Consider the following 25373-nt stretch of genomic DNA (forward strand, 5'->3'; position numbering starts at 1 on the left):
TTAACGAAATAATTTAAATGTGATTGCTACGCTACACAATACGCCTATACTGACACTTAACCCAAACATCGCCACCGCAGGGGTAGAGCTAATACCCAATAACATAAAAGAAATCAAGGTAGTAAGTGCGGTTAATAATATCGCAATCCGCTTATTAGATAAAGGTTCTTGAGCAGTTTGCATATAGGCGGTGTAATCCACACCAATGGCGGAAACAAGTAGCAGACCGAATAGCGAAAACAAGCCTATCGGCAAACCGAACCAACCGAAAACAGCAATCGTCATTACAATGGCAAGTAGTGCCGGTAATAACATCCTCACGCCACGTTTTACCCCCAAAAACCGCCACAATAAAATGCCAGCCAAAACAAAAGAAAGCAGCTTCAGCCATGCAGCCTGATTACGGGTATGTTCAAAGGATTCATTTAAGTGAGCGCGTTTGTCTTGCCAAAAAATATCTTTGCCATTAGCAAATTGTTCGGCAGATTGGCCCGCTTGTAGGTTCACCCGTACCAGGCTTGCTACCTGATTATCTTCCAACTTACCTAAATAAAACTCTTGCCAACCTTGCCCTATTTGCGTTTGTAACGCATCGTTTAAAGATACCGTTTTAGCTGTTTTTAAATGCTGAACGGCTTGCCGAATCTCACCGACCGATACACCGATTTGTTCCATAACGGCATAACTTTCCGACGATAATTGACTTAATCTTTCTGCCCATACTTGTTGTTGTGCTTTTGGCATTAGCCATTGCGAAAGAGCTTGAAATGTAATGCCTTTCCGAAGTAACTGTTCTGTAAGTTCGTTCTCTTTTTGCAAAAGTTTTTCATCATCAGGCGCAATAACTAACAAGTATTGGCTACTTAAGTTAACCCCGGTTAAGCGAGCGATTTGTTGAGTGTCTTTCAACATCTTATCCGGCAAGGCAACCCACTGACGAATATCGTCTTGCCACCGGGTTTGGTAAATACCCGCGGCGGAAAACAGCGCCAAAATCAACAACGTAATTTTATGGAAAGGTCGGTTAAAAAATCGATCTAAAATTGACCGCACTTTGAGCAAAAATACAGAAGGGAGAGTGACGTTCCAATGCCGAAACAAGTTCGGCAAGATAAACATTGTAGTTAAAATCGCCCCGACTAATGCCACCATCGAAAATAATGCCGTTTGTTTTAAAATCGGCAAATGTGTAAAACCAAGCAAGGCATAACCAACAAAGGTAATCAGTAAACTTATCAAAAAGGTAAAGCGAAGTGATTTCATCGCCTGTTTAGCATTCCAATTGGAAGCAAAAAGAGAAGAAGCAAGCCAGTGCAATGGGAAATCAATTAATACACCTACAAGGCTCGTACCAATTACAATAGTTAAAATATGGACCTGCCCAAAACCTAAAATCACCCCACATAACCCACTTAGCATACCGACTAAGATCGGTAAAAATAACCACACAATTCGCCATGTTCGGAATACAAACAGCAATAACATCAGTGTTAAGGAAATGCCCAATACACTCATAACACTACTTTCGGTTTCTGCTTTTTGTTTGGCATCTGCCGCAAACAGGGCCGCACCGGTCACTAAAAATGTTGCTTGTTTTGCTTCTGCCAAAATACGATTTTCGTCCATCATATCTAACAAGGAACGGACAGGTTTTACTGTGTCTGTTTGTGCCAATTCGCTACGCAATAGCACCCAAGTAATGCCATCCTGCTCAGTGTAAAGCATACCGTTATTCATATTCCACTGCATCGCAATGGCTGACGAGTTAAACACAAAACGCCCAAAGCCAAGCCAATCTTGTTCTAATGGCAATAAATTCGCTTTCTCAAAAGGGGTTAGGATCTGCTCGGCGTAATGCTGAAAATAAGTTTCAGGTTGTTCAAACAATTGCTTACGCACTGAGGCAGGCAAGGTGGCAAACTTCAATAAACTGAATTCTTTTTGTAAAGCGGGTAAATCAACTTGGATTTTGTCATTAATTTGCGAAAAGAGATCGCTTGCCTGCCATTGTCGGGCAATATCTGTCGCCAACTGAAAAGCTTGCTCTGCCTCTTGATGACCGACCATTGCGATTAACTGTTGATTAAAACGGGTTTCTTGTTTTTGATCGGCTTGAACTTGAATAGGCTGCCAACTTTGCTCTTCAGGCAACAAGGTACGCAGATCCGTTTGTAGCCAGTTGCCTTGCCGAACAAAAAAAGCAAACAAGCCACAAACAGCAAGTAAGAAAAAAGTTGAAAAAACAGAAAGAGCGGTCGATTTTTTCATTAAATTTGCAAATTATTCCAATGCCTGACTCACAAAATCTGTCAGAGGCCGGTTGATCCGATTATTTTTAAACGTGATGTCGGTTTTATCGCCTTGAGTTTCGTCAAGCTGAATCATTTTCACCACCTCATCGCCTTGAATAGTGATTTGATTAAAAATCTGTTTCATCAATAGGGAATCCGGCGTTAATGTGAGTTTCCACTGTTCTGGCGTACCGCTTAATACCGGTTTAAACTGTTTCTTCAGCCCGCTCACATCCCCCGAAAGCAAGCCTAAAAAAAGCCGGATTTGCGCTGCTTGCCCTACTTTGCCGTTATCGATCCATTGCTTGCCGTTCCACTGCATAATACCCTTTTCAGTCACGCGAAGTTGGACGGGAAAAGGTTTTTCCATTTGCCATAACAATCCTTTATTCGCCACAAGAGCAAATTTCCCTTCGGTCGTAATCGGGCGATTGAGAGCTTTAAGATGGCGTTCTTGCACAAAATCGCCTTGTACACTTTGTGGTTTTTGCAGTTGAGCGATTAAATTTTGCTCGGAAAAACCATACGACCAAGCACTTATCAATAAGCTCAAAAGAAAAATGATTTTCTTCATAATATTTACTCTGCGTTAAAATTCGGGTGACTTTCGACCGCACTTCGCCAACAGAGCGGCGTTTGAAATTGCATTTCTCCGCTTGCAATTTGCACTGCCACTTGAGTGGTACTCGCAGTGGTGAGTTTTTGTTCGGAAAGGGCATCGCGGATAACATAATCAATGCGAAGACAGCTCTCATATTCCACTAGGTTCAACTCAACACGGATTTTTTGGCGAAACAAGGCCGGGCGAATATATTTTACATTCAATTGTACAATCGGCCAGCCGTAGCCTTGCTTTTTCATCACATCGTAGGTGTAATGAATTTCTTCCAAGAAAGCGCAACGCGCCATTTCTAAATATTTGACGTAATGTCCGTGCCACATAATATCCATCGAATCCACATCAAAAAATTGAATATCGTATTCGGAAACGTGGTGGCAGAAAATGTGTTTTTTCATTCGGATTTTTTCCAGAAATCGTAAAAATTAAACCAAAGAAGCGGATTAGCTTCACATTCTTTGGCAAGGCAATCTGCGTATTGCTGCATGGATTGACGAATGTTTTCTTCCCGCACTTTTCCTCGCTCTGTAATTTGCGGGCAAAAACGGCGTAATTTCAAGCGGTAACGCCCTTGTTCTTTTAAACAAAAGACCGTGTTAATCGGTGCTTTTAACAGGGAAGCTAAAAGCCATGCCCCTTGAGGAAAATCAGCTTCTTGCCCAAGGAAATTAATTTTCGCCATTTTGTCGCCCCGCACCGGAATACGATCCGCCGCAATAGCAATCCACTCGCCATCTTCTAAACGTTTGTGCAGCTCTAGCATTTTTTGAGCGTCTAAATCTTCCACTTGAATCAGAGATAATTCACTTGCTCCCGCTTTCACTAAAGCTTGATTAAAGGCTTCCGCGTGGCGACTATGCACCAATACATTCAAGCGAAAATTTGGGTGATGTCCATCGTCTACTAAAGAACGGCATACCTCAATATTACCGAAATGGGAACAAACGAGTAATTGTCCTCGATGCCGCCGGCTTTCGCGAATATCTTGATAAAGGTTATCCGCATCATCAACGGTTAAATCTTTATAAGTAATTTTATGTTGCCATACAGCAAAGCGATCGGTAATAGATTCGCCAAAGGCTAAAAATTGTCGAAAAACCGAGAACGTAGGGAGTTTTACCTGCGGATAACACCGGCTGAGGTTGTATTGATAAGTGCGGATATTTTTACGGGCATTCTTTGATGTGGCAAAGAAATAACACACCACAAAAAATGTCACGATACGAATAGCAAATAACGGCAAATACTGCACAATTAAGCGGGTAAGATTTAAGAAAAAGTGATTACCGCGCTCTTGCTGCCTAGCCCAATGCTGCGAGTGTTGCTCACTCATAAGGGTTTTCCCGTAAACCAACGTGCCAACATGCCAAAGAAAAGTTTGGCATGCATTTTGCTAATCAGCCAATTATCTGCCCAAGCCTGAAAATGTGATACGCCTCCTTGCTCATAATGCACCGGCGTGTTCACCCAAATAAATGGGATTTGATACCAATGAGCTTTAATCAGAATTTCAATATCGAAATCCATTCTATCTCCAAGCGGTTCGTTTTTAAGTAAATTTTGCAAAGTCTTGAGCGGATAGAGGCGAAAGCCGCACATCCCATCTTTAATAGCAAAAGAGTGGGTATGAATGGCATTCCAAAAATTCGTAATTTTACGTCCGTATAGGCGTGATTTAGGCGCATCATCGCCGTAAATCGGGCGACCGCAAATAAGTGCGGTCGGATTTTTTTGCATTTTTTCCAGCATTATTTTTACATCGGCAAGATTATGTTGCCCATCGGCATCAGCTTGCACGACATAATCAAATCCCATTTGTACGGCATACTCGAAGCCGCTTTTCATTGCCGCCCCTTTGCCGCCGTTTTGTGAGCGAAAATAAACAGAAACATCTTGTTGGTTTTGTAAGGCTTGTAAAGTTGCTTGGTGTTCGAGCGTCGAACCGTCATCCACCACCAAGACGGGTAAGCCGAGCTCTAAAAATTGTTGAACCACATTGCAAATTGTGCCGGAGTGGTTGTAGTGAGGGATGACCGCCAGTACCTTATACATTACAAGTTATCGTCCTGTTGGGTGAGAAAAACTCGGTTAAAATCCAAACGGCTGATTTTAGATTGACTATTGCGCGGTAGCTGTTGAGTAAAACGCCAAAAACGAGGAATAGCTGCCACTTCTTGCGATTGCATTAGAAAATGACGAAGTTGTTCAATCAATGCTCCCCGTCCTTGTTGATGATACGCTCGAATGCCTTCCTCTGTTAAGGCTACCCACGCGGCAGGGCGTGCTTTCTCAGGGTGTTGGGCGATGTAACAATCCGCTACCAAAGATTGTTGTAATAAATGCTGCTCAATACTGACTAACGAAATTCGCTTATCTCCAAACTTGATAATACGATCAATCCGCCCCAGTAGTTTAAATTTCTCACCGTAAAATTCTGCGGCATCGGCAGTTTGTTCTCGCTGATTAAGCCATTGGGAATCCACCCACAATGCACCTTGTTCATTCAATCCCACTTGGGTAAGAGGGGTCGGGCTCCAAAGTCCGTCACCAGCCCGAAAAGCAATCGCCCCGGTTTCCGTGCTACCATAGCACTCCACTACGGTTGTATTGAGTTTTTCCCGTAAAGCATTACCCACGTGAACGGGCAACACGCCGCCTGATGAAATAATGCCGCCAAGATTAAAATCGGCAAAACGTGAATCAGCCATATTTAAGTGGCTTAATAAAGCAGGGCTACTAATCCAAAGACATTTTTTGGCATGCAGACTCTCCGCTATCATGTATTCGGGATAAGGCAACTGTTGACGACCAATTGTCCAGCCCATCGCTAACGGCAGCATAATGCGATAAGACAATCCATAATGATGTTGTGCGGAAACACTTGAAACAACATGAAAATCCGCTGTGTTAAAAGGGATGGAAGAGACAATTGCTTGTGATTCAATCCACATTTGTTGTGCCGTTTTGCATAGAACTTTAGGTTCGCCACTGCTACCTGAAGTCTTCAACCAAATTTCCGTTTGATTTTCTGCATCAAAGAGCGGTCGATTTTCACTCACTTTTTGCAAAATCCCGTAACTTTCAAACCGCTTGTCATCAAATAAAAAATCGCTGTGCCGGGCAATCCACTGTTGGTTTTCCGGCAATAAGTTAGGCGGAAGTAAAATTCGAACATTAGCATTAAAACAAGCCAACATAGTACAAGCAAAACTGGCGGCGTCATCAAACCAAAATGCAACCGAATGTACATCGTCTTGTTTGAGTTGTGCCGTAATTTGTTGTGAACGTTCGGCAAAATCTTGCCATTTCCATTCAGGGTTTAATGCAATTAACGTGTTAGAAGTAAAATTATTCTTCATGATGTTTCTTCATATATTGGCGAACAATCCATTCTCCCGCCATTAATATGCCCATTAAAAGATACGAAATAAAACCGTTATATAATGCCCAATAATCAAGTAAATTGAAATAAATTGTAATACCTGAGATGGCAATGTTAAAGATAAAAAAGCCGCACCAAATCAGGGTAACTTTACGGGTGTAACGTACACCTTTTTCACTCAGGTTCGGTGTTTGCATACGGGCAAAACGTTCAATGATTGTTTGTTTTTGCCATAAACTTATGCCGAAAATAACCAACATCAAGCCGTTTATAATAATTGGATAACCATACATCATCTCATTTGTGTGGGTTATACCGATTATCGTCAATAATACAGCAATCCCCCATGAGAAATAACGCATAAAGGCTTGTTCATAAATTCCTTTTAATCCCCAAAAAAAACCGATAATAAAAGGCAGAAAAACCAGAATTTGCGGCTCCCGCCCCCATAACCAATAAACAGGGTAAGCAAGACTAACAAAAAATAAAACTAAATTGACAATGGTCTTCATTAAAACCACCTAGTTTACCAACACCGCCACACCACTACAGCACACTTCGTTTTCAGTGGTAAGTTGGAAAGTAACCTTACCTTTCGCTTCATCCCATTTAAGGTTTAATATAAATTGATCCGCAGGGCGAAGAAATTTTTGGAATTTTAGTTTATCAATGTGTGAACAAGTGTAGCGCTGCGGCACCAGTTTTATCATTTGCTCAAACACCCATTGCACCTCTACCACCCCCGGCACAAGCGGAAATTCAGTAAAATGATCTTTTAAATAAACCAAATCTAACGGCACTTTACCAACAGCCTGAAATGTATTGCCCTCATATTTTTCTTCTAACCAAATAGGTTCTTTGCAATCTTCCAAGAAAGTGCGGTTAAATTGCTGTTTGTTTATTTTTGATTGGCTATTACGGGGCAATGTATCCGTAAAACGCCAAAAACGTGGAATTGCCGCCTCTTCTTGAGAATATTTCAGACTTGTTTTTAAAACCCGAACCAATGCCCGATGACCTTTTTCACGTAAAAATGCAATGCCCTCTCGGTTCAACTCTACCCAAGAGGCTAAGCGTTTTTTCTCTGGATGCTTAGCAATATAGCAATCATTCACCCAGTTGTGTCGGGTTAATATATTTTCGACGCTAACCAAAGAAATTCGTTTATCACCAATTTTCACAATACGATCAGAACGCCCCAGCAAGAGAAAACCGTCGTTTTCAAACTTCACGACATCAGCGGTTTGTTCTCGTTGGGAAAGCCAACTTCCTTCAATCCATAATTCTCCTTGCTCATTAGAGCCAAGCCGACTTTCAGGTAAAGATTGCCATAAACCGATACTTTCACGGGTAGCTATTGGCCCCGTCTCAGTACTACCGTAAATTTCAATAAGCGGTACATCATGGCGGATAGTTTGCGATAAATCCTCCGCCAACATACCACCCGATGAAATAATACCAATTATACTTTGTGGCAATTTAGCCTGCTTCCATTCCATACTTGCTAACATTGACGGACTACTCACCACCACAGCCGATTTACATGGCTTCGCTTGTACAAAAATACATTCCGGATAAAACTGTTGAACACGTCCAATCTGCCAGCCTTTCACCAATGCCATCATAATATGTACGGTTAAACCATAAATATGCTGAATACTCACCGTGCTAACCACTGTTGTGGTATTACCATTCGCAAAAGGCAAGCTTTGTGCAAGCACATTAGCACCAAGCCACATTTGCCGCGCAGTTTTAACAATGGTTTTGGCTTCCCCCGTACTACCTGAGGTTTTTAGCCAAATTTGAGTTTGATTGTTGAAGTCAAAGAGCGGTCGATTTTGTGTAAGTTTTTGAAAAGGCTCCAAAGCAAATTCATCAAATTGAAAGGCGTTCTCCAATTCCACTTCGCGATCAGTAATCCAACATTGAGCATGTTGATTTACCCATTGAATACTTTCTTCTGTAAAATTAGAGGGAAATAATACGCGAACATTAGCATGCCATGCCCCGAGTAATAAGCAAGCCAACTTCGCGCCATCTTCCATCCAAACGGCAATAGAACGAAATTGGCGAGTGCTGAGCTCCGCAGAAATTTGAAAGGCTCGTTGCTCAAAATCCGCATAGCTCCAAGCCGGTTGATTAGCAACGAGATCTGAAGGTAGATAGGCCGACATCACACAGAATTTTGTTGTTTTAACACCGCTTGCACCACATCATCTACAGTACGCACATTGCGAAAATCTTCCGCCTGTAATTTATGTCCCGTTTTTCGTTTGATATGATCAATCAAGTCAATAGCATCAATACTATCAATCTCCAATTCTTCGTAAAGATTTGTTTCCGGTTTAATTCGCTCCGGTTCAATTTCAAACAGCGATTGAAGCGCTTCGCTGAGTAAATCTCTTATTTCTTGTTCAGTCACAATCACACTTCCCCTTTTTTACTACGAATAAATTGTGCCAATGTTGCGACACTTTCAAAATGTTCACGTAATTGATTTTGTTCGCTATCCAGCTGCAAACCAAATGTTTTTTGTACCGCCAAACCTAATTCAAGCGCATCTACCGAATCAAGCCCTAAACCCTCATCAGAAAATAATACCGTATTGTCTTCAATATCATCTATAGAAACATCTTCTAGTGCAAGACTATCAATAATTAGTTGTTTAAGTTGTTGTTCGAGTGTCATTTTCATCATCCTTAGTTTGAGAGTTAAAATAATGTTGTAAATATTCAGTTAATCGGCGAGAAGCAATCGGCAATGGTTTTTCCTCCAGCCAATCCTTCGGATTGATGTCTTCTCCCACAATGAGCTCATATTGAATACGTTTTTCCGGTAGCTGATACCAAGGCTGTCCTTTTTTAAAATTCAACGGATTCATTCTAATGACGATTGGAGTAATGACATTTGCACTACGCAAACCAATAGATACAGCACCACGATTGAGTTTAACTTCACTATCCCATCCGGTTCTCGTGCCTTCCGGGAAAAGCAAAATAGCTTGTTCTTTCAGCACCTCATCACATTCTTCCAGAAGTTCTAATGATTCGGTATTGGGTAAAAAACCGCAGGCTAAAATTTGGTTTCGCATTGTAGGATTATTCAGTAATTCTTTCTTCACAATACAATTCAGTTCGGGGGTTTTAGCGAGAATCAATACCACATCAAGTAACGATGGGTGATTTACTAACACTAGTTGCCCCTGACGCCCCAAACGTTCAAAACCTTGATATTTCACCTCAAGGACACCCGAAATTGTTAAATATCGGATGAAATATGCCCAAATTTTACTGACTAGACGACGAATTTTGAATTGGGTAGCCAAACTATTTGTTTTGTGATTTTTAGCATAAGGATAAAGATAGAGCTGAAATAAGCCACCAGCCACACCCCAAAAAAGAAAACCTAATGTGGTGGCAATAAAACGGCGAAGCCAATCTAGTTTTTTCCCCATTGCCATGTTCCTTTTATGCTACTTTTCGTTTGCCACTTTTTAATACTCAAGTACTGATGTTTTACCCAAGTTAATGCATTATCGGAACCTGAAGAATCCCCCTCGTACTCATCTAATACTAATGTATAATCATCGCCTTTTTCGACTAATAAACTTAACGCATAAGAAAAAGGTTGGCGATAGACAGGCGAAGCATTGTATAAATCCCCTAGAGGCGATTCCGCCACAACAACTAACACTTGCTTTATTCCTTCATTCAATAATAAATAGGCTTCTAACAAGGCGATCTCTAAATTATCCTGTTGAGCAGTTAATGCGGTGATTTCCGCCTTCACACCACTAAGTTCAGACCACTGCCCCACCAAAGCATTATGAACTGAAAGACTAAAGGAAGTGGGTGAAACATCTCCCTCTGTCAATAAACTATGCCAAAGCTCAAAATTACGATTAATTTCCCCATTTGAAGAGGCATAAACTACCGGGATATTTTTATTTTCTCCTAATAACTCCCACGCCGATTCAAAAAATAAACGAGCGGACGGGCTTAATCGGCGACGTTTTAACGGTGGTAAAAAAGTGAGCTTAGGAGAAATGTCTTCAAAATTAACCGCACTTTCTTGCCAAAAAACTTCTCCTCTTTTCCAATCGTCCGCCTCTAGTTTTTTAGAGCAAACAATTGCCCAGTTTTTAATATTGAATGAAAAGCGGCAGATTGACATAATTAATAATCTTTGAATAATTGACCAATCATAGTATCGGTTTGACCTTGCAAACCTACTTCGGCAACACGATCTTTTTCATCACCTTTACGAACATAAAGAACAAAACCAACTTCACTTTGATCTTTAACTTCCATTAAACGTAGTTTTGCTTTTGCCACAATGTTACGGTTACCTTTTACGCCAAAGGCTAAGATATAATCACACTTCGCTTCACCGGCATTAGCAATTGATTCGGAGGTAATATTTTTCTTTTTCAGGCTCGTTTTTAAATTTGCAACAAATTGATCCGGTGCGCCACGCGTGCTACCTTTTACACAAACATGTTTTACATTTAAAGCACGATTCACAGGTTTTAAACTACCTTCATCAACCCCACCCGCAGAACATCCAATTAAGCAAAATACCATTAACCCTAAAATAATGCTTTTCATCCTCTCTCCTTTTCTAATTTAAATCTTTAAAACCGACTAATTCTACCTAGCTAATTCATTGAAAGCAATGTAGATAATTTTAAATTAGGATAAAAATGTTATACTTAATTCCGATCTGAAATAAAGATCCCGTTTCAACTCATTTATCTTGGAGAACTCCCTATGAAACTCAGTGCAAAACTTGGCATTATTGTATCAACTTTAGCAATTGCAGCCTGCGCCCCACGCGATACAACCCACCATTTATCTATTAGTCAGGCATTAAAATCACCCGAGGCTTCAGAAGTGCTTAATCCGAATGTCAAACTTTATTTTGGTACACCGGCACCGGGCAAAGTACTTATCGCAAACTCAGTAACAAATAAAAAAACCAATGCGGCAAATAAAAGTGATGAGAAAGCATGCCAGTGGGTATTTCTATCTGCTGTAAAACAGTTGCAAGATAAAGCAGCATCAAAAGGGGCGACAAAAGTTGGAAATATTGTGAGCTACTATAAAAAGAACACTTTTAAAAGCCGTACGGAATACGAATGTCATGCGGGAAATATTATTAGCGGCGTAGCCCTTAAAGGAGATATTGTTAAATAAACTAGTCTCTCTTATAAAAAATGCGGTTGAAAATCTACTTATTTTTCAACCGCACTTTCTTTTTTAAGAGAATATTAAATAACGGACTCCAATGCCCAAAGTTCTTGCAAACTTTCACGTCGGCGGATTAAATGTGCTTTATCGCCATCCACTAATACTTCGGCTGTACGCGGACGGGAATTATAGTTAGAAGACATACTCGCACCATAAGCGCCGGCAGAACACTGTGCGATATAATCCCCCTCGGCAATAGCCAGTTCTCGCTGTTTGCCTAAAAAATCCGAGGTCTCGCACACCGGTCCGACGACATCATAAACCGCCTTTTTACGCCCTAAAGTGCGGTCAATTTCCACTATATTCATGTAGGCCTCATACAATGCCGGGCGAATCATATCGTTCATACCGGTATCCGTAATAGCGAAATTGCGGCTTTCATTACTTTTCAAATACTGCACTTTTGCTACCAAAATGCCTGCATTGGCGGTAATTGCCCGCCCCGGCTCAAAAATAATTTCAAGATCCTTATAATCCTTTAATTTTTCCAACAAGGCTTTGGCATACTCGCTGGGATGAGGTGGGTTTTCATTTGTATAAATCACCCCTAAACCGCCTCCTAAGTCCAAATGTTTCAAGGCAATGCCATCTTGTTTGAGTTGTTCCATTAACACAATTAGACGATCTGTCGCATCCAAAAACGGTTGTAATTCGGTAAGTTGAGAGCCGATATGACAATCCATTCCAGTAATTTTTACATTCGGCAAACTGGCCGCCAATCGATACACTTCGCGAGCTTCATCGACGCTTATACCGAATTTGTTTTCTTTTAATCCGGTGGAAATATAAGGGTGAGTATGGGCATCCACATCCGGATTCACACGCAAGGAAATAGGAGCAATTTTTCCCATTTCTCCGGCAATGAGGTTAATGTGGTTAAGTTCGGAAACCGACTCAACATTAAAGCAACGGATGCCGACTTCTAACGCACGCATAATTTCTTCACGGGATTTTGCCACACCGGAAAATACGATCTTCGATGCCTCACCACCGGCCGCCAATACACGTTCCAATTCGCCTTGCGAGACAATATCAAAACCTGAGCCTAATTTTGCCATTACACTTAATACACCAATATTGGAACAAGATTTAACGGCAAAACAAATTAAATGGGGATGTGAACCTAACGCCTCATTAAACGCATGCCAATGACGTTCCAGTGTCGCACGGGAATAGATATAAAGCGGCGTACCAAATTGTTCGGTGAGTTGTTGTACCGGCAGTTGCTCGGCATAGAGTCGATTATTTTGATATTGGAAAAAATTCATTTCATTTCACCAATTATTGATTTTGTTGGGTTTGATCTTTTTCCGGAAAATACAATGGTCCTTTCACCCCACAACCGGTTGTTAACGCACAAACTGCACCTAGAACTAAAATTGACAATAATTTTTTCATTTTCTCTCTCTCACTCATCGTTAAATCCGCCTTTCACAAGGGGGCAAAAGGCTTTATAATCTGCCGCATTCTATCAGATTTGAAAGGAAAAACTTTATGAAAGTTGCAGAATTTCATCAAAATATTGAACAAATTTGGCAAAAAATTGAAGAAGAATTAGAACAACAAGATGCCGATGTCGATTGCGAAACCCAAGGTGCCGTATTTACCATGACCTTTGGTGACCGTACACAAGTTGTCATCAATAAACAAGAACCTTTGTTTGAACTTTGGCTTGCCAGTAAATTAGGCGGTTTTCATTTTGCCTTCAAAAACGGCGAGTGGATTTCTAATGACAGTAAAAATTTTTGGGATAGTTTAACGGAAGCCTGTGCGGCACACGGTGAAACTGTTACATTCTAGTATGTCCAATCTTTCTCCTCCCCCAAAAACACCGAAAAAACCAACCGCACTTTCCGTGCTAAACTCGGTATTCGGCTACCAATCTTTTCGCAAAGGGCAGGAAGAAGTCATCAATGCCGCACTAAATGGGCAAGATACGTTGGTGGTGATGGCAACGGGAAACGGTAAATCCCTTTGTTATCAAATTCCTGCGCTCTGTTTCGATGGACTTACACTAGTGATTTCTCCTCTCATTTCGTTGATGAAAGATCAAGTGGATCAATTACAGGCTAACGGTATTGAAGCGGCGTTTCTTAACTCAAGTCAAACACCTGAACAGCAACAACTGGTGCAAAATAAGCTAATTTCCGGGAATCTCAAACTCCTTTATATTTCACCGGAAAAGGTGATGACAAACAGCTTTTTTCAACTGATTTCCTATTGCCAAGTCAGTTTTATCGCCATTGATGAAGCACATTGTATTTCTCACTGGGGTCATGATTTTCGCCCTGAATATACTCAACTCGGCGGATTAAAGGCCAGCTTTCCGAATGCCCCGATTATGGCGCTCACCGCAACGGCGGATTATACGACACGGCAAGATATTCTCACCCATCTTAAACTGCAAAATCCGTACAAATATGTGGGTAGTTTTGATCGCCCTAATATTCGTTATACATTGGAAGAAAAATTCAAACCGATGGAGCAACTGACCCGTTTTGTATTGGCCCAGAAAGGCAAAAGCGGTATTGTTTATTGTAACAGCCGTAATAAGGTCGAACGGATAGCGGAAAGTTTACGCAATAAAGGTATATCAGCTGCGGCTTACCACGCCGGAATGGAAACCACACAGCGCGAACGCGTACAGCAGGATTTTCAACGCGACAACGTGCAAGTGGTAGTGGCAACCATTGCGTTTGGTATGGGGATCAATAAATCCAATGTACGTTTCGTCGCACATTTTGACTTACCACGCAGCATCGAATCCTACTATCAAGAAACCGGTCGTGCAGGGCGGGATGACTTGCCCGCCGAAGCTGTATTATTTTACGAACCGGCAGACTATGCTTGGTTACAAAAAATCTTACTTGAGAAGCCGGAAACACCTCAACGACAAATTGAGCAACATAAATTAGAAGCCATTGGTGAGTTTGCCGAAAGCCAAACTTGCCGCCGTTTGGTGTTGCTTAATTATTTCGGTGAACATCGCCAAACACCCTGCAATAACTGCGATATTTGTTTAGATCCACCAAAAAAATATGATGGTTTAGTAGATGCGCAAAAAGTCATGTCCACTATTTACCGGGTGGGGCAATGTTTTGGGGCACAATATGTGATCGGCGTATTACGAGGAATGCAAAATCAAAAAATCCTCGAACGGCAGCACGATAAACTCAGCGTTTATGGCATTGGTAAAGATAAAAGTAAGGAACATTGGCAATCGGTGATTCGCCAGTTGATTCATCTTGGTTTGATACAGCAGGTGATTGGCGAGTTTAATACCACGTTGCAACTCACTGAAAATGCCAAACCCATACTAAAAGGAGAAGTTCCTCTGGAGCTTGCAATGCCGCGTATTTCTGCGGTTAGTAAAATGGCTCATAACCCACAACGAAATGCTATGATCAATTACGATAAAGATCTGTTTGCCCGTCTGCGCTTTCTACGTAAACAAATTGCCGATAAAGAAAATATCCCGCCGTATATCGTGTTCAATGATGCAACATTACAGGAAATGGCACAATATATGCCAACATCTAACATTGAAATGTTACAAATTAACGGCGTGGGCACAATAAAATTAGAACGATTTGCTCAGCCCTTTATAAGGTTAATTAAAGAGCATAAAGCGATTTTGGCGAAAGCTTAAGATAGAAACAAAAAGTGCGGTCAAAATTGACGATATTATGGCGCAGTTACACAAACTTAAGTTTTATCTCATTGGTAGGGACGCCACGCTGGCGTCCGCCATACAGCCTTTTATTTTTACGGACGCCAGCGTGGCGTCCCTACATTCCTACAATAATACCGTCAATTTTGACCGCACTTTTTTCTCCTACACCTCCATCGACATACAAAGTAAAGTCAAAGGATGAATGCAGGTGATACTAGAGGACATATCAATTTGCCATTTACAGGTTTGACATTCGGAAATGACATAATCAAATCTGCCTTCATTAATATTATCAAATAATGTTTTGCCGATAGATTGTGCGGTGTCGTAGTTTTCCGCTTTAAAGCCGTAAGTACCGGCTATGCCGCAACATTGTGACGGTAACATAATGATTTCCAAGCCCGGAATTTGTTTCAACACTTCCAGGGTGTAAGGCGCCCAACCGGCTTTCTCCACATGGCAAGCCGTATGATACGCCACCCGTAGTTTAACCGGCTTAAGGGGTAAAGTTTTACCCTCTTTAAAAAGCCGATACAGGAAAGGCGTCACCATGTGGATGTGCGGGCGTACTTTGGCATTGTCGATGCCTAAAATATGATGATATTCATCCCGTAAATTTAAGGCACAACTCGAGGCTTCACTAATCACCTCTAAGCCTTTTTCATCCACCATTTTACCAATGTGGTCGGTATTGAATCGGGCAATGCTACGGGCCCGTTCAGGAAAGCCGTTCACGGTTAAAGGCAAACCGCAGCATTTTTCTTTTTCCAACAACATCACGCCAATCCCCATCGCATTGAAAACTTTAAGAAATTCCTTGCCTAGTTGAGGATTGTTATAGTTCACATAACAGCCGTGAAAATACGCCACTTTGCGTTCAAACTTTTTCTGTTCTTCCAAAGCATTTTTCATATACCAGCTACGGAACGTGCCAAAAGCATATTTTGGCAAGGTTCTTTTTTGGCTGATATTAAGGGTTTTCTCGAGAACAAATTTTGTGGCGCTTAATCCGGTGATAGTATTCACAATAGGTGCAAGAGGCGTATTGAGCTTGCCCATTATATCGGTATTACTCAAAATGGCATCACGCAGCTTGTTGGTCAACGTTTTTTTCTGTTGCGCCAAATGATTATTACGCGCCCGAACAATAAGATCCCCGATTTTAACATCAGACGGACAAGCTACCTCACAGCGTTTACAGTTGGTGCAATATTTAAGGGCTTCATCATAAAGTTCGGCAGATTTTAAACGTAAACGCTCACCATCAGGCCCCGACTGTTTCGGACCGGGATAAAGCGGATTATTACGTGAAACCGGACAGACTGCGGTACAGGCGGTACATTTAATACAGCTTTCAAAACTTTCATCAATATATTGATGGCTTGCCGGCGAATTAAGGGACTGTTTCGCACTGTCGATTAATCGTTGAATATTCATACTCATATCGCCTCCTTATTTCGCCAGAATTTCTTCCGCAACCGCCAAGGCAGTCACTACCGCCACTCCGGAACCACAGCCAAGCTCTAAAGCATTAAAGCCGCCAATCACATTCCCCACGGCATATAAATTCGTTAAAAATTGACCGCTCTTTTGCACTTGGCAATGTTCGTTAATCACCACGCCGGCAGATTGATAAGGTTGAGGGTTAGAAAAACGACGATCCGTCCAGCTAAAGCGGTCATTAGCCTCAAATCTTTCAGCTCCCGTAATATCCGAATAAAATACCGGTTCAAAAATTTTATCGAACTCCGCCACTAACCCCTTACTGAAGAAACTGCCTGATGCAAGTATAAAATTATCGGCAACCATTTCTTCGTCATTGTGTAAACGGGTCATCACACAACGCACTCGGTTACCTTCAAAATGTGCTTTCACAGCATTATCACCATTCATCATTAAGCCCCCGAGGGATTCAAATTTGCGACGTAATTGAATACGTTGCCGCATACCCAATAGTGAAGGAGGAAGGGTCGGTAATTCAAATAAGGCGAGCTTTGTTGCCTTACGAAGTGCGGTCATAAACTCTTGATTTTCCAAACCGAAACAAGCCGGTAAAAATACGGCGTCTGCACCTTGTGCGGATTCCGCAATTTCTGTCACTAAATCGTCAAAAGCCAATTTATGTTCTAAAAGTTGTGCGATATTCACACTGCGAAACTCCCGTGAATTTTCACGAAGTTCGTCCAGTTGTGGGATATTCAAGAAACCACTGCTCACCTCGCAATGAGCGAACTGTGGGTTAAGCACTAAATTCGCCGATAAAAGCTGAGGCTGAAAATCGTGATAGCCTTCAATACCAAGCACCGTAATACGTTTATGTGGAAAAGCTTCATTACCCTCGACTGCCGGAACACTATTCGGGGAAAGCCACGTGCCACGCAAACTGCCAAGCCCGGTTACCCGTAGGTGGTTTTTTTCGCCATCACCAATTAAATCAAGGTTGATAGATTGAGCTAAAGCTTCAAATTCCCGAGCCTTACTCATCACTTTTTCTGTGCCCAATAAGCTATATGGGTGTGAGGGTAATGTCGTGCAAAGTGCGGTTAAATTTTCTTGCAAATTTTCCACCGCACTGCCTGACGGCATACGGCTTAATAAATCAAAGGAACCGGAGGCGAAATCCATCGCGGCTTGACCGTTATTGATAATCACACATTGCTTACCGTTTTGTTGAAGGGCGATGCCACAAGTTAAGCCGGCCAAACCGCCACCAATAATCACTACATCAAAATTCATTGCTATCCGTCCCCTGTTGTGCTTGTTCTTCAAGCGGTTTCACATCATTCAAGCCCAATACGCTGCCATACATCCAAGCTGTAAATTCCGCTTCCCGAATAGCCTCCCCCCAAGCGATGGGTTCAATGCCACGCCAACGTTCTTCCATAAACGCATTGAGTTGGGTGGTCGATTGACGTGGAGTTGCAACCTCAAAACGGCTCATTAATCCCGCGGCACGACAGGCGCAAAGTTCCGCTTGACATGTTCCCATACCGACTCGGGTACGGCGGCGTAAATCCACCAGATTGTGAACGTCCAGCTCATCCACCGCATAACGTACTTCCCCGGCAGTGACCGCTTCACATTCACATACCATAGAACGGTCTAAACGCTCTTTGTCTAGCAAACGAGTGGCGCGAGAACCATGGCGATACACAGCGGAATAACGAATAGTACTCGGCAACGAAATTACTTTTTGATTGGTTTCTTGGCGGCTTTCCGTCGAACCCGGCAATGGTTGTTCTGCCGTCACGCAACGGGCTGTTTTATTGAGTTTTTTGCACACTAAATCCGTTGCCCATTCTGCCATTAAACGATAAGTCATCAATTTACCGCCGGTGATGGTAATAAAGCCGTCCAAACCGTCACGTTCCGCATGATCTAGCAAGACAATACCACGGCTGACATTTCGACCTGAAGGATCATCATCCGTTGCCACCAATGGACGCACCCCTGCATAGGCACGCAACACACGGGTATGTCGCAAACTTGGTGCGAGTTTTTCTCCTTCACGGAAAAGAATATCCACTTCTTCCGGGGTCACTTGCATATTATCGATTTGATCATAAGGAATTCGACTAGAAGTCGTACCAATCACACAAATGGTATCACCCGGCACGAGAATATCGGCATCAGCAGGTTTACGGCAACGGTTAATCACCATTTTATTGATACGATGCCCCATAACGAGTAACGCCCCCTTTGCCGGAAACATTTTTATTTTGAGATCGGCATATTCCGCAATCCCTTGCCCCCAGATCCCACTGGCATTTACAACGAGCGGGGCAAAAAATTGGCGTTTAATTTTGTTTTTATGATCGTAAACATCCACACCAATAACTTTCTCGCCTTCCCGAATAAGATTTTTCACTTCGCAATAGGTGAATATTTTTGCGCCGTTTTCTACCGCATCCATCATGTTGGAAGCAGTTAAACGAAAAGGATCAATAGAACCGTCCGGTACCACAACAGCCCCTACTAAATGAGGATTAACGGAAGGTTCCATAATCCTTGCAAGCTTAGGATCAACGGCAACCGCCTCAATACCGGATTGTGTACAGCTTTCAATGAAATTTTTTTGATAATCGAGGGAATCTTCAGGTAAAGTAATAAATAAGCCCTCGGTTTCGTCCACACAATGCCGTGCGATTTTGCGTAAGATACGATTTTCTTTGATACATTCTTCCGCTGATTCTCGATCGTTCACCGCATAGCGCGCACCGCTATGTAAAAGTCCATGATTACGACCCGTTGCACCGGTAGCAATATCCCGACGCTCCAGCAAAATACAATTAATGCCGCGTAATGCACAATCACGCGCAATACCCGCACCGGTTGCACCACCACCGATTATAATCACATCCGCTGACAAGGAAGAAAAGTCTCCAACATCTTGATATAAATTAGGTGATAACCCCATGTTTACCCCCAGAGCCCACAATGAATGATAAAAAATAAGTTCGTCTCGGTTGATTGTAGAGAATAATGATTAAATTAACAACATATTGAGCGAAAAAGAAAATATATTTGTGAGGAAGATCACTATATTTTCGCACTCGCTCATATGAACATGATTTTTTTGTGAACAACTTCACATTTTTTAACTCGAAAACTTTCTTATTTTTTATTTTTCATTATTATGCACGCTGTCCCTTTCTTTTTTGTTCAGAAAGGAAAATCATAATTATAAATGTTGGAGAAAAATTATGTTTGGACCATTTAAACCCGCACCTCACATTGTTGAGCTTCCTGCGGAAAAAATTGATTCTACCTATAAACGCTTACGTTGGCAGGTATTCGCAGGGATCTTCTTTGGTTATGCCGCTTATTATTTTGTACGTGCAAACTTTGACTTGGCTCAAAAAGGTTTAATCGAAGCCGGTATGTATAACAAGGCGGAATTGGGTCTTGTCGGTACGGCTGCCGGTTTGGCTTACGGTTTATCAAAATTCTTTATGGCAATGCTTTCGGATCGTTCTAACCCGAAAGTATTTTTACCGTTCGGTTTATTGTTATCCGGTTTATGTATGACCATGATGGGTTTATTTCCATGGGCAACATCCGGTATCGTTGTCATGTGGATTATGATCTTTTTAAACGGTTGGTTTCAAGGAATGGGCTGGCCTCCATGCGGACGTACTATGGTTCACTGGTGGTCTAAATCCGAACGTGGAACCATTGTTTCTATTTGGAATACCGCACACAACCTCGGAGGCATGGTGCCAGGAGCTATGGTACTTCTAGCTGGTGCAATTTATTTTAGCACACACGGTGTTGAAGCAACGGCAAAAGATGTATGGCAACAAGCCCTTTACTATCCGGGTATCGCCGCTATGATCATCGCCATTCCAATTTATCTTGTGATGAAAGATACCCCACAATCTTGTGGCTTACCGCCGGTTGAAAAATGGCGTAATGACTATCCGGACGACTATAACGAAAAAACTTACGAGCACGAGCTTTCTACCAAAGAAATCTTTATGACTTATGTCTTGAAAAACAAATTATTGTGGTACATCGCTATTGCTAACGTGTTCGTTTACTTAATCCGCTACGGTGTGTTGAAATGGTCTCCAGTTTACCTAGGTGAAGTAAAACATTTCAATATTAAAGGTACGGCGTGGGCATACACTATTTATGAATTGGCAGCTATTCCGGGTACATTATTATGCGGTTGGGTGTCTGACCACGTATTCAAAGGTAAACGCGGATTAACCGGGTTCATCTTTATGATCTTAACCACAATTGCTGTTGTAGCACTCTGGAAAAACCCGGCTACGCCTGAAACAGAGATTGCCAGCTACAGTGCATGGTATGAAAACCCATATCAATTAACCGATTTCATTTTAATGACGACTATTGGCTTCTTAATTTATGGTCCGGTTATGTTAATCGGTTTACACGCCCTTGAGCTTGCGCCAAAAAAAGCTGCAGGTACGGCAGCTGGTTTCACCGGCTTATTCGGTTATTTAGGCGGTACCGTATCAGCCTCTGCCGTTGTAGGCTGGGCGGCTGAATACTACGGCTGGGATGGCGGTTTCTACGTTATGATCGCCGGCGGTATCCTAGCAGTGTTATTACTTCTCAATGTAATGATTGAAGAAGGCAAACACAAAGCAAAATTAGGTGATACCTACGGTACGAAATAATTCGTGTCAAAAAGGCGACAAGCAAGTGCTGAAGAAGTCGCCTTTTTTCTTTAATAAATCCTTAATATTAATGGATTATATTGATTCAATATTATTCATTCACGAAAACAGTCTTAAAATTAACCGCACTTCTTCAAGGAGAAATATTGATGAAACTTAAAACATTAGCCTTTTCTTTACTAGCCACTAGTGTATTAGTCGGCTGTAGCAGTCAATCTTCAATTATGGCAAGTAATATGAAATCAGAAAAAATCATTATCGCTCACCGTGGTGCAAGCGGCTACTTACCAGAGCATACACTGGAATCCAAAGCGCTTGCCTTCGGTCAACAAGCGGATTATTTAGAACAAGATTTAGCCATGACAAAAGATGGTCGCCTAATTGTCATTCATGACCACTTTTTAGACGGCTTAACCGATGTGGCGAAAAAGTTTCCGAACCGTCACCGTAAAGACGGTCGTTATTATGTGATTGATTTCACCTTAAAAGAAATTCAAAGTTTGAATATGACAGAAAACTTTGAAACCAAAGACGGTAAACAAGTTGCCGTTTATCCGAACCGTTTCCCACTTTGGAAATCTCATTTCAAAATCCATACCTTTGAGGACGAAATTGAATTTATTCAAGGTTTAGAAAAATCTACCGGTAAAAAAGTGGGTATTTACCCTGAAATTAAGGCGCCTTGGTTCCATCACCAAAACGGTAAAGATATTGCCGCCGAAACACTCAAGGTATTGAAAAAATACGGTTATGACAAAAAAACCGATAGAGTTTATTTGCAAACCTTTGATTTCAATGAGTTAAAACGCATCAAAACCGAATTACTACCGAAAATGAGGATGGATTTGAAATTAGTTCAATTAGTGGCATACACCGATTGGCACGAAACCGAGGAAAAAAATGCTCAAGGCAAATGGGTGAACTACGATTACGATTGGATGTTCAAACCGGGAGCGATGGCAGAAGTAGTGAAATATGCGGACGGCGTGGGGCCGGGTTGGTATATGTTAGTTGATAAAGAAAAATCGAAAGTCGGCAATATCCAATACACCCCTCTAGTGAAAGAATTAGCACAATATAATGTGGAATTACATCCTTATACCGTGCGTAAAGATGCCCTACCGGAATTTTTTACCGATGTGAATCAAATGTATGATGCGTTGCTGAATAAAGCCGGGGCAACGGGTGTATTTACCGATTTCCCTGATACCGGAGTTAAATTTTTGAAAGGTAACCAATAATTTTTCTGTGCGTAAAAAAAGAACCCAAATAAATTGGGTTCTTTTTATATATCTGAAAAAGTGCGGTTGATTTCCAACCTGTTTTTCACTTTAGTTACATCACTACCGCATAAACTACAGCTGCCAATAATGAGCCGATGATTGGTCCCACAATCGGCACCCAGCTGTATCCCCAATCTGGTTTAGTACTTAATTGACGACTTAGGAAAAGCCCTAAGGTTAAACGCGGCCCAAAATCCCGTGCCGGGTTGATGGCATAACCGGTTGTTCCTCCTAAACTCAAACCTATCGCCCAAACCAGAATCGCAACAGGTAATGCACCGATAGAGCCTAAACCAATAGGCGTAGCTTCCGTTGTGCCCGGCAAGGTAATATCAGCCCCAACGATATAGAAAATCACAAAGATCAAGACAAAGGTGCCGATAATTTCACTCACAAGATTGCTTGGATAGTGACGAATTGCCGGCTCCGTACAGAAACAAGCGCGTTTTGATCCTTCATTTTCTGTGGCTAGGAAATGGTCGCGATACACCATATAAACCAACAACGCTCCCGCCATACCACCAAAAATTTGAGCGACAACATAACCCGGTACTAAGCCCCAGTCGAACGCGCCTTTTGTGGCAAGCCCTAAGGTAACAGCAGGATTCAAATGCGCACCACTGTAAGGCCCAGCGACAACAACCGCCACATACACGGCAAATGCCCATGCGGTCGTAATCACAATCCAACCGGAACTTTGCCCTTTTGTTTTATCCAGGCAAACATTGGCAACCACACCATTCCCTAGCAAAATCATAAGAGCGGTGCCGAAAAACTCTGCAAAATAAGCATTCATAAGAGAATCTCCATCGAATAGTTGAAGAAAGCACTTCTAAATAGGATCTATAGCAATTTTGCCGACGACACCGGTAAAACTCCACGAAGAAGTGCAAGTAAGCAATTATGTTCGTATTCGTTCAAAGTTGGGAAACTCAATGTGAGTAGCATTTATTATCTTCTAAAAACCCTACTCTTCAAGTAGGTATTCCAATTAAATTTTAGAAATGCGAGCTTGATCACATAATTTATCGAAAAAGAAAATTTTTTTGTGATCACTGTCATAAAATTGCAAAATGGGTATTTAAATTCGGTGGTAATTCGATTAGCTTACGAGCGCAATTTGTTCGTTTTTAGTTCAAAACATTCGTTTACAATAAAAAACGCACCGCCAAGGAGTTTTATCATGACCGACAAAAAATACATTATTGCTTTAGACCAGGGCACAACCAGCTCTCGAGCCGTACTATTGGATCATAACGCTAACATTGTTGAAATTGCCCAACGCGAATTTACTCAAATTTACCCGCGTGCAGGTTGGGTAGAACATAACCCAATGGAAATTTGGGCGACGCAAAGCTCCACCCTCAACGAAGTTGTTGCTAAAGCCGGAATTACCTCCGATGAAATCGCCGCAATTGGTATTACCAATCAACGTGAAACCACTATTGTGTGGGAAAAAGCGACAGGCGTACCGGTTTATAATGCCATCGTTTGGCAATGTCGTCGTACCGCTGACATTACCGATAAACTGAAAGCGGACGGTCACAAGGACTATATTCGTCACACTACAGGATTGGTAGTCGATCCTTATTTCTCCGGTACCAAAGTAAAATGGATTTTGGACAATGTAGAAGGTGCGCGCGAAAAAGCAGAACGTAGTGAACTGTTATTCGGTACTGTGGACACCTGGCTTGTGTGGAAACTAACTCAAGGTCGTGTTCACGTAACCGATTACACTAATGCCTCACGCACCATGTTATTTAATATTCACACCAAACAGTGGGATGACAAGATGCTTGAAATCTTGAATATTCCGCGTTCCATGTTGCCTGAAGTGCGTAATTCTTCTGAAATTTACGGTCAAACCAACATTGGCGGTAAAGGTGGTGTACGTATTCCGGTAGCAGGCATTGCCGGTGACCAACAAGCTGCACTTTACGGCCACTTATGTGTGCACGCCGGACAAGCAAAAAATACTTACGGCACAGGTTGTTTTATGTTGCTCCATACCGGTGATAAAGCGATCACCTCAAAAAACGGTTTGCTCACCACCATCGCCTGTAATGCTAAAGGCGAACCGGAGTACGCATTAGAAGGCTCAGTGTTTATTGCCGGCGCTTCTATTCAATGGCTACGGGATGAACTCAAAATTGTTCATGATAGTTTCGATTCAGAATACTTTGCCCAAAAAGTACCAGACAGCAACGGTGTTTATGTCGTACCAGCCTTCACCGGTTTAGGCGCACCTTATTGGGATCCTTATGCTCGCGGAGCTATTTTCGGGCTGTCCCGTGGTGCAAATCGTAACCACATTGTTCGCGCCACTCTTGAATCTATCGCCTATCAAACCCGTGACGTATTAGAAGCCATGCAATCCGATTCAGGCGAACGCTTACAATATCTCCGTGTCGATGGCGGAGCAACGAATAATAATTTCTTAATGCAATTCCAAGCGGATATTCTGGATGCAAATGTAGAACGCCCAGTGGTGAAAGAAGTGACCGCACTAGGTGCAGCCTATCTGGCAGGTCTTGCCACCGGTTTTTGGAAAGACTTGGATGAGCTTCGCGATAAAGCACGGATAGAACGTACCTTCACACCGGATAACGACAATGAAAAACGCGAACATCGCTATAAAGGTTGGAAAAAAGCGGTAAAACGCTCACTGGAATGGGCGAAGGAAGACTCAGAGTAGCATAAAAGTGCGGTGAAATTCACCGCACTTTCCAC

General features: G+C 42.1%; 25 protein-coding genes. 6 read left to right on the top strand and 19 right to left on the bottom strand.

Going from position 1 to position 25373, the window contains the following annotated elements:
- The 13 genes from BKL51_RS04485 to BKL51_RS04545 are packed head-to-tail and all read right to left on the bottom strand — an operon-like array spanning window position 1 to window position 10899.
- On the bottom strand, window positions 1–2268 hold the full coding sequence (locus BKL51_RS04485) for an MMPL family transporter (RefSeq protein ID WP_077465546.1): 2268 nt from the start codon (window positions 2266–2268) through the stop codon (window positions 1–3).
- Between the two features lie 12 nt (window positions 2269–2280).
- Complete coding sequence (locus BKL51_RS04490; RefSeq protein ID WP_077465547.1) at window positions 2281–2865, bottom strand: outer membrane lipoprotein carrier protein LolA; 585 nt, start codon at window positions 2863–2865, stop codon at window positions 2281–2283.
- Window positions 2866–2870: 5 nt separating this feature from the next.
- Entirely contained in the window at window positions 2871–3308 is a 438-nt protein-coding gene (locus BKL51_RS04495) for a thioesterase family protein (protein WP_077465548.1), read from the bottom strand.
- A complete protein-coding gene (locus BKL51_RS04500; protein WP_077465549.1) occupies window positions 3305–4243 on the bottom strand; it encodes a glycosyl transferase family 2 in 939 nt (312 codons plus the stop codon). Before BKL51_RS04500 ends, BKL51_RS04495 begins: the two co-directional genes overlap by 4 nt.
- The gene (locus tag BKL51_RS04505) at window positions 4240–4962 is read right to left on the bottom strand and encodes a glycosyltransferase family 2 protein (protein WP_077465550.1); all 723 of its coding nucleotides are present in this window, start codon (window positions 4960–4962) and stop codon (window positions 4240–4242) included. Before BKL51_RS04505 ends, BKL51_RS04500 begins: the two co-directional genes overlap by 4 nt.
- Complete coding sequence (locus tag BKL51_RS04510) at window positions 4962–6269, bottom strand: class I adenylate-forming enzyme family protein (RefSeq protein ID WP_077465551.1); 1308 nt, start codon at window positions 6267–6269, stop codon at window positions 4962–4964. The genes BKL51_RS04505 and BKL51_RS04510 overlap by 1 nt, the downstream gene beginning before the upstream one ends.
- Entirely contained in the window at window positions 6259–6804 is a 546-nt protein-coding gene (locus tag BKL51_RS04515) for a hypothetical protein (protein WP_077465552.1), read from the bottom strand. Before BKL51_RS04515 ends, BKL51_RS04510 begins: the two co-directional genes overlap by 11 nt.
- A gap of 9 nt (window positions 6805–6813) precedes the next feature.
- Complete coding sequence (locus BKL51_RS04520) at window positions 6814–8469, bottom strand: AMP-binding protein (RefSeq protein WP_077465553.1); 1656 nt, start codon at window positions 8467–8469, stop codon at window positions 6814–6816.
- Window positions 8466–8714 (bottom strand): acyl carrier protein, encoded by a 249-nt coding sequence (locus tag BKL51_RS04525; RefSeq protein WP_059368817.1) that lies wholly within the window; start codon window positions 8712–8714, stop codon window positions 8466–8468. The genes BKL51_RS04520 and BKL51_RS04525 overlap by 4 nt, the downstream gene beginning before the upstream one ends.
- A 2-nt stretch (window positions 8715–8716) precedes the next feature.
- Entirely contained in the window at window positions 8717–8980 is a 264-nt protein-coding gene (locus BKL51_RS04530) for a phosphopantetheine-binding protein (RefSeq protein ID WP_077465554.1), read from the bottom strand.
- Window positions 8958–9746, bottom strand: coding sequence for a 1-acyl-sn-glycerol-3-phosphate acyltransferase (locus BKL51_RS04535; RefSeq protein WP_077465555.1), 789 nt, complete (start codon window positions 9744–9746; stop codon window positions 8958–8960). The genes BKL51_RS04530 and BKL51_RS04535 overlap by 23 nt, the downstream gene beginning before the upstream one ends.
- Complete coding sequence (locus BKL51_RS04540) at window positions 9731–10465, bottom strand: beta-ketoacyl synthase chain length factor (RefSeq protein WP_077465556.1); 735 nt, start codon at window positions 10463–10465, stop codon at window positions 9731–9733. The genes BKL51_RS04535 and BKL51_RS04540 overlap by 16 nt, the downstream gene beginning before the upstream one ends.
- Window positions 10466–10467: 2 nt before the next feature.
- The gene (locus tag BKL51_RS04545; protein WP_077465557.1) at window positions 10468–10899 is read right to left on the bottom strand and encodes a hypothetical protein; all 432 of its coding nucleotides are present in this window, start codon (window positions 10897–10899) and stop codon (window positions 10468–10470) included.
- 162 nt (window positions 10900–11061) lie between these two features.
- On the opposite strand from BKL51_RS04545, the gene BKL51_RS04550 reads away from it, so the two are divergent.
- The gene (locus tag BKL51_RS04550; protein WP_077465558.1) at window positions 11062–11487 is read left to right on the top strand and encodes an excinuclease ABC subunit A; all 426 of its coding nucleotides are present in this window, start codon (window positions 11062–11064) and stop codon (window positions 11485–11487) included.
- Between the two features lie 74 nt (window positions 11488–11561).
- Here BKL51_RS04550 and lysA read toward each other — a convergent pair whose 3' ends face one another.
- Window positions 11562–12809, bottom strand: a complete 1248-nt coding sequence (gene lysA, locus BKL51_RS04555; protein ID WP_077465559.1) for a diaminopimelate decarboxylase — start codon at window positions 12807–12809, stop codon at window positions 11562–11564.
- Window positions 12810–12822: 13 nt separating this feature from the next.
- The gene (locus BKL51_RS04560; protein WP_077465560.1) at window positions 12823–12939 is read right to left on the bottom strand and encodes a lipoprotein; all 117 of its coding nucleotides are present in this window, start codon (window positions 12937–12939) and stop codon (window positions 12823–12825) included.
- A gap of 96 nt (window positions 12940–13035) precedes the next feature.
- Between BKL51_RS04560 and cyaY the strand changes: the two genes are divergently transcribed.
- Window positions 13036–13341, top strand: a complete 306-nt coding sequence (cyaY, locus tag BKL51_RS04565) for an iron donor protein CyaY (protein WP_077465561.1) — start codon at window positions 13036–13038, stop codon at window positions 13339–13341.
- Window position 13342: 1 nt separating this feature from the next.
- Window positions 13343–15190 carry a DNA helicase RecQ gene (gene recQ, locus BKL51_RS04570; RefSeq protein ID WP_077465562.1) on the top strand — a complete coding sequence of 616 codons (1848 nt, stop codon included), beginning with the start codon at window positions 13343–13345 and terminating at the stop codon, window positions 15188–15190.
- A 186-nt stretch (window positions 15191–15376) separates the two neighbouring features.
- Here recQ and glpC read toward each other — a convergent pair whose 3' ends face one another.
- The 3 genes from glpC to glpA are packed head-to-tail and all read right to left on the bottom strand — an operon-like array spanning window position 15377 to window position 19631.
- Window positions 15377–16657, bottom strand: coding sequence for an anaerobic glycerol-3-phosphate dehydrogenase subunit GlpC (gene glpC, locus BKL51_RS04575; protein WP_077465563.1), 1281 nt, complete (start codon window positions 16655–16657; stop codon window positions 15377–15379).
- Window positions 16658–16666: 9 nt separating this feature from the next.
- Window positions 16667–17950 carry a glycerol-3-phosphate dehydrogenase subunit GlpB gene (glpB, locus tag BKL51_RS04580; RefSeq protein WP_077465564.1) on the bottom strand — a complete coding sequence of 428 codons (1284 nt, stop codon included), beginning with the start codon at window positions 17948–17950 and terminating at the stop codon, window positions 16667–16669.
- Window positions 17940–19631 carry an anaerobic glycerol-3-phosphate dehydrogenase subunit A gene (gene glpA / locus BKL51_RS04585; protein ID WP_077465565.1) on the bottom strand — a complete coding sequence of 564 codons (1692 nt, stop codon included), beginning with the start codon at window positions 19629–19631 and terminating at the stop codon, window positions 17940–17942. The genes glpB and glpA overlap by 11 nt, the downstream gene beginning before the upstream one ends.
- A 286-nt stretch (window positions 19632–19917) precedes the next feature.
- Between glpA and glpT the strand changes: the two genes are divergently transcribed.
- Window positions 19918–21360, top strand: coding sequence for a glycerol-3-phosphate transporter (glpT, locus tag BKL51_RS04590; protein ID WP_077465566.1), 1443 nt, complete (start codon window positions 19918–19920; stop codon window positions 21358–21360).
- Window positions 21361–21509: 149 nt separating this feature from the next.
- Window positions 21510–22601, top strand: coding sequence for a glycerophosphodiester phosphodiesterase (gene glpQ / locus BKL51_RS04595; RefSeq protein ID WP_077465567.1), 1092 nt, complete (start codon window positions 21510–21512; stop codon window positions 22599–22601).
- Window positions 22602–22695: 94 nt separating this feature from the next.
- Here glpQ and BKL51_RS04600 read toward each other — a convergent pair whose 3' ends face one another.
- On the bottom strand, window positions 22696–23439 hold the full coding sequence (locus tag BKL51_RS04600) for an MIP/aquaporin family protein (protein WP_077465568.1): 744 nt from the start codon (window positions 23437–23439) through the stop codon (window positions 22696–22698).
- A 387-nt stretch (window positions 23440–23826) separates the two neighbouring features.
- On the opposite strand from BKL51_RS04600, the gene glpK reads away from it, so the two are divergent.
- The gene (gene glpK, locus BKL51_RS04605; protein ID WP_077465569.1) at window positions 23827–25338 is read left to right on the top strand and encodes a glycerol kinase GlpK; all 1512 of its coding nucleotides are present in this window, start codon (window positions 23827–23829) and stop codon (window positions 25336–25338) included.
- The last annotated feature ends 35 nt before the right edge of the window (window positions 25339–25373 follow it).

The organism is Rodentibacter sp. Ppn85, assembly GCF_001999335.1.
Classification (GTDB): Bacteria; Pseudomonadota; Gammaproteobacteria; order Enterobacterales; family Pasteurellaceae; genus Rodentibacter.

Bases quoted from the DNA above. Each gene is read 5' to 3' on its own strand.
- BKL51_RS04485 (WP_077465546.1), bottom strand. From the start codon at position 2,268: ATGAAAAAATCGACCGCTCTTTCTGTTTTTTCAACTTTTTTCTTACTT.
- BKL51_RS04490 (WP_077465547.1), bottom strand. From the start codon at position 2,865: ATGAAGAAAATCATTTTTCTTTTGAGCTTATTGATAAGTGCTTGGTCG.
- BKL51_RS04495 (WP_077465548.1), bottom strand. From the start codon at position 3,308: ATGAAAAAACACATTTTCTGCCACCACGTTTCCGAATACGATATTCAA.
- BKL51_RS04500 (WP_077465549.1), bottom strand. From the start codon at position 4,243: ATGAGTGAGCAACACTCGCAGCATTGGGCTAGGCAGCAAGAGCGCGGT.
- BKL51_RS04505 (WP_077465550.1), bottom strand. From the start codon at position 4,962: ATGTATAAGGTACTGGCGGTCATCCCTCACTACAACCACTCCGGCACA.
- BKL51_RS04510 (WP_077465551.1), bottom strand. From the start codon at position 6,269: ATGAAGAATAATTTTACTTCTAACACGTTAATTGCATTAAACCCTGAA.
- BKL51_RS04515 (WP_077465552.1), bottom strand. From the start codon at position 6,804: ATGAAGACCATTGTCAATTTAGTTTTATTTTTTGTTAGTCTTGCTTAC.
- BKL51_RS04530 (WP_077465554.1), bottom strand. From the start codon at position 8,980: ATGACACTCGAACAACAACTTAAACAACTAATTATTGATAGTCTTGCA.
- BKL51_RS04535 (WP_077465555.1), bottom strand. From the start codon at position 9,746: ATGGGGAAAAAACTAGATTGGCTTCGCCGTTTTATTGCCACCACATTA.
- BKL51_RS04540 (WP_077465556.1), bottom strand. From the start codon at position 10,465: ATGTCAATCTGCCGCTTTTCATTCAATATTAAAAACTGGGCAATTGTT.
- BKL51_RS04545 (WP_077465557.1), bottom strand. From the start codon at position 10,899: ATGAAAAGCATTATTTTAGGGTTAATGGTATTTTGCTTAATTGGATGT.
- BKL51_RS04550 (WP_077465558.1), top strand. From the start codon at position 11,062: ATGAAACTCAGTGCAAAACTTGGCATTATTGTATCAACTTTAGCAATT.
- lysA (WP_077465559.1), bottom strand. From the start codon at position 12,809: ATGAATTTTTTCCAATATCAAAATAATCGACTCTATGCCGAGCAACTG.
- BKL51_RS04560 (WP_077465560.1), bottom strand. From the start codon at position 12,939: ATGAAAAAATTATTGTCAATTTTAGTTCTAGGTGCAGTTTGTGCGTTA.
- cyaY (WP_077465561.1), top strand. From the start codon at position 13,036: ATGAAAGTTGCAGAATTTCATCAAAATATTGAACAAATTTGGCAAAAA.
- recQ (WP_077465562.1), top strand. From the start codon at position 13,343: ATGTCCAATCTTTCTCCTCCCCCAAAAACACCGAAAAAACCAACCGCA.
- glpC (WP_077465563.1), bottom strand. From the start codon at position 16,657: ATGAGTATGAATATTCAACGATTAATCGACAGTGCGAAACAGTCCCTT.
- glpB (WP_077465564.1), bottom strand. From the start codon at position 17,950: ATGAATTTTGATGTAGTGATTATTGGTGGCGGTTTGGCCGGCTTAACT.
- glpA (WP_077465565.1), bottom strand. From the start codon at position 19,631: ATGGGGTTATCACCTAATTTATATCAAGATGTTGGAGACTTTTCTTCC.
- glpT (WP_077465566.1), top strand. From the start codon at position 19,918: ATGTTTGGACCATTTAAACCCGCACCTCACATTGTTGAGCTTCCTGCG.
- glpQ (WP_077465567.1), top strand. From the start codon at position 21,510: ATGAAACTTAAAACATTAGCCTTTTCTTTACTAGCCACTAGTGTATTA.
- BKL51_RS04600 (WP_077465568.1), bottom strand. From the start codon at position 23,439: ATGAATGCTTATTTTGCAGAGTTTTTCGGCACCGCTCTTATGATTTTG.
- glpK (WP_077465569.1), top strand. From the start codon at position 23,827: ATGACCGACAAAAAATACATTATTGCTTTAGACCAGGGCACAACCAGC.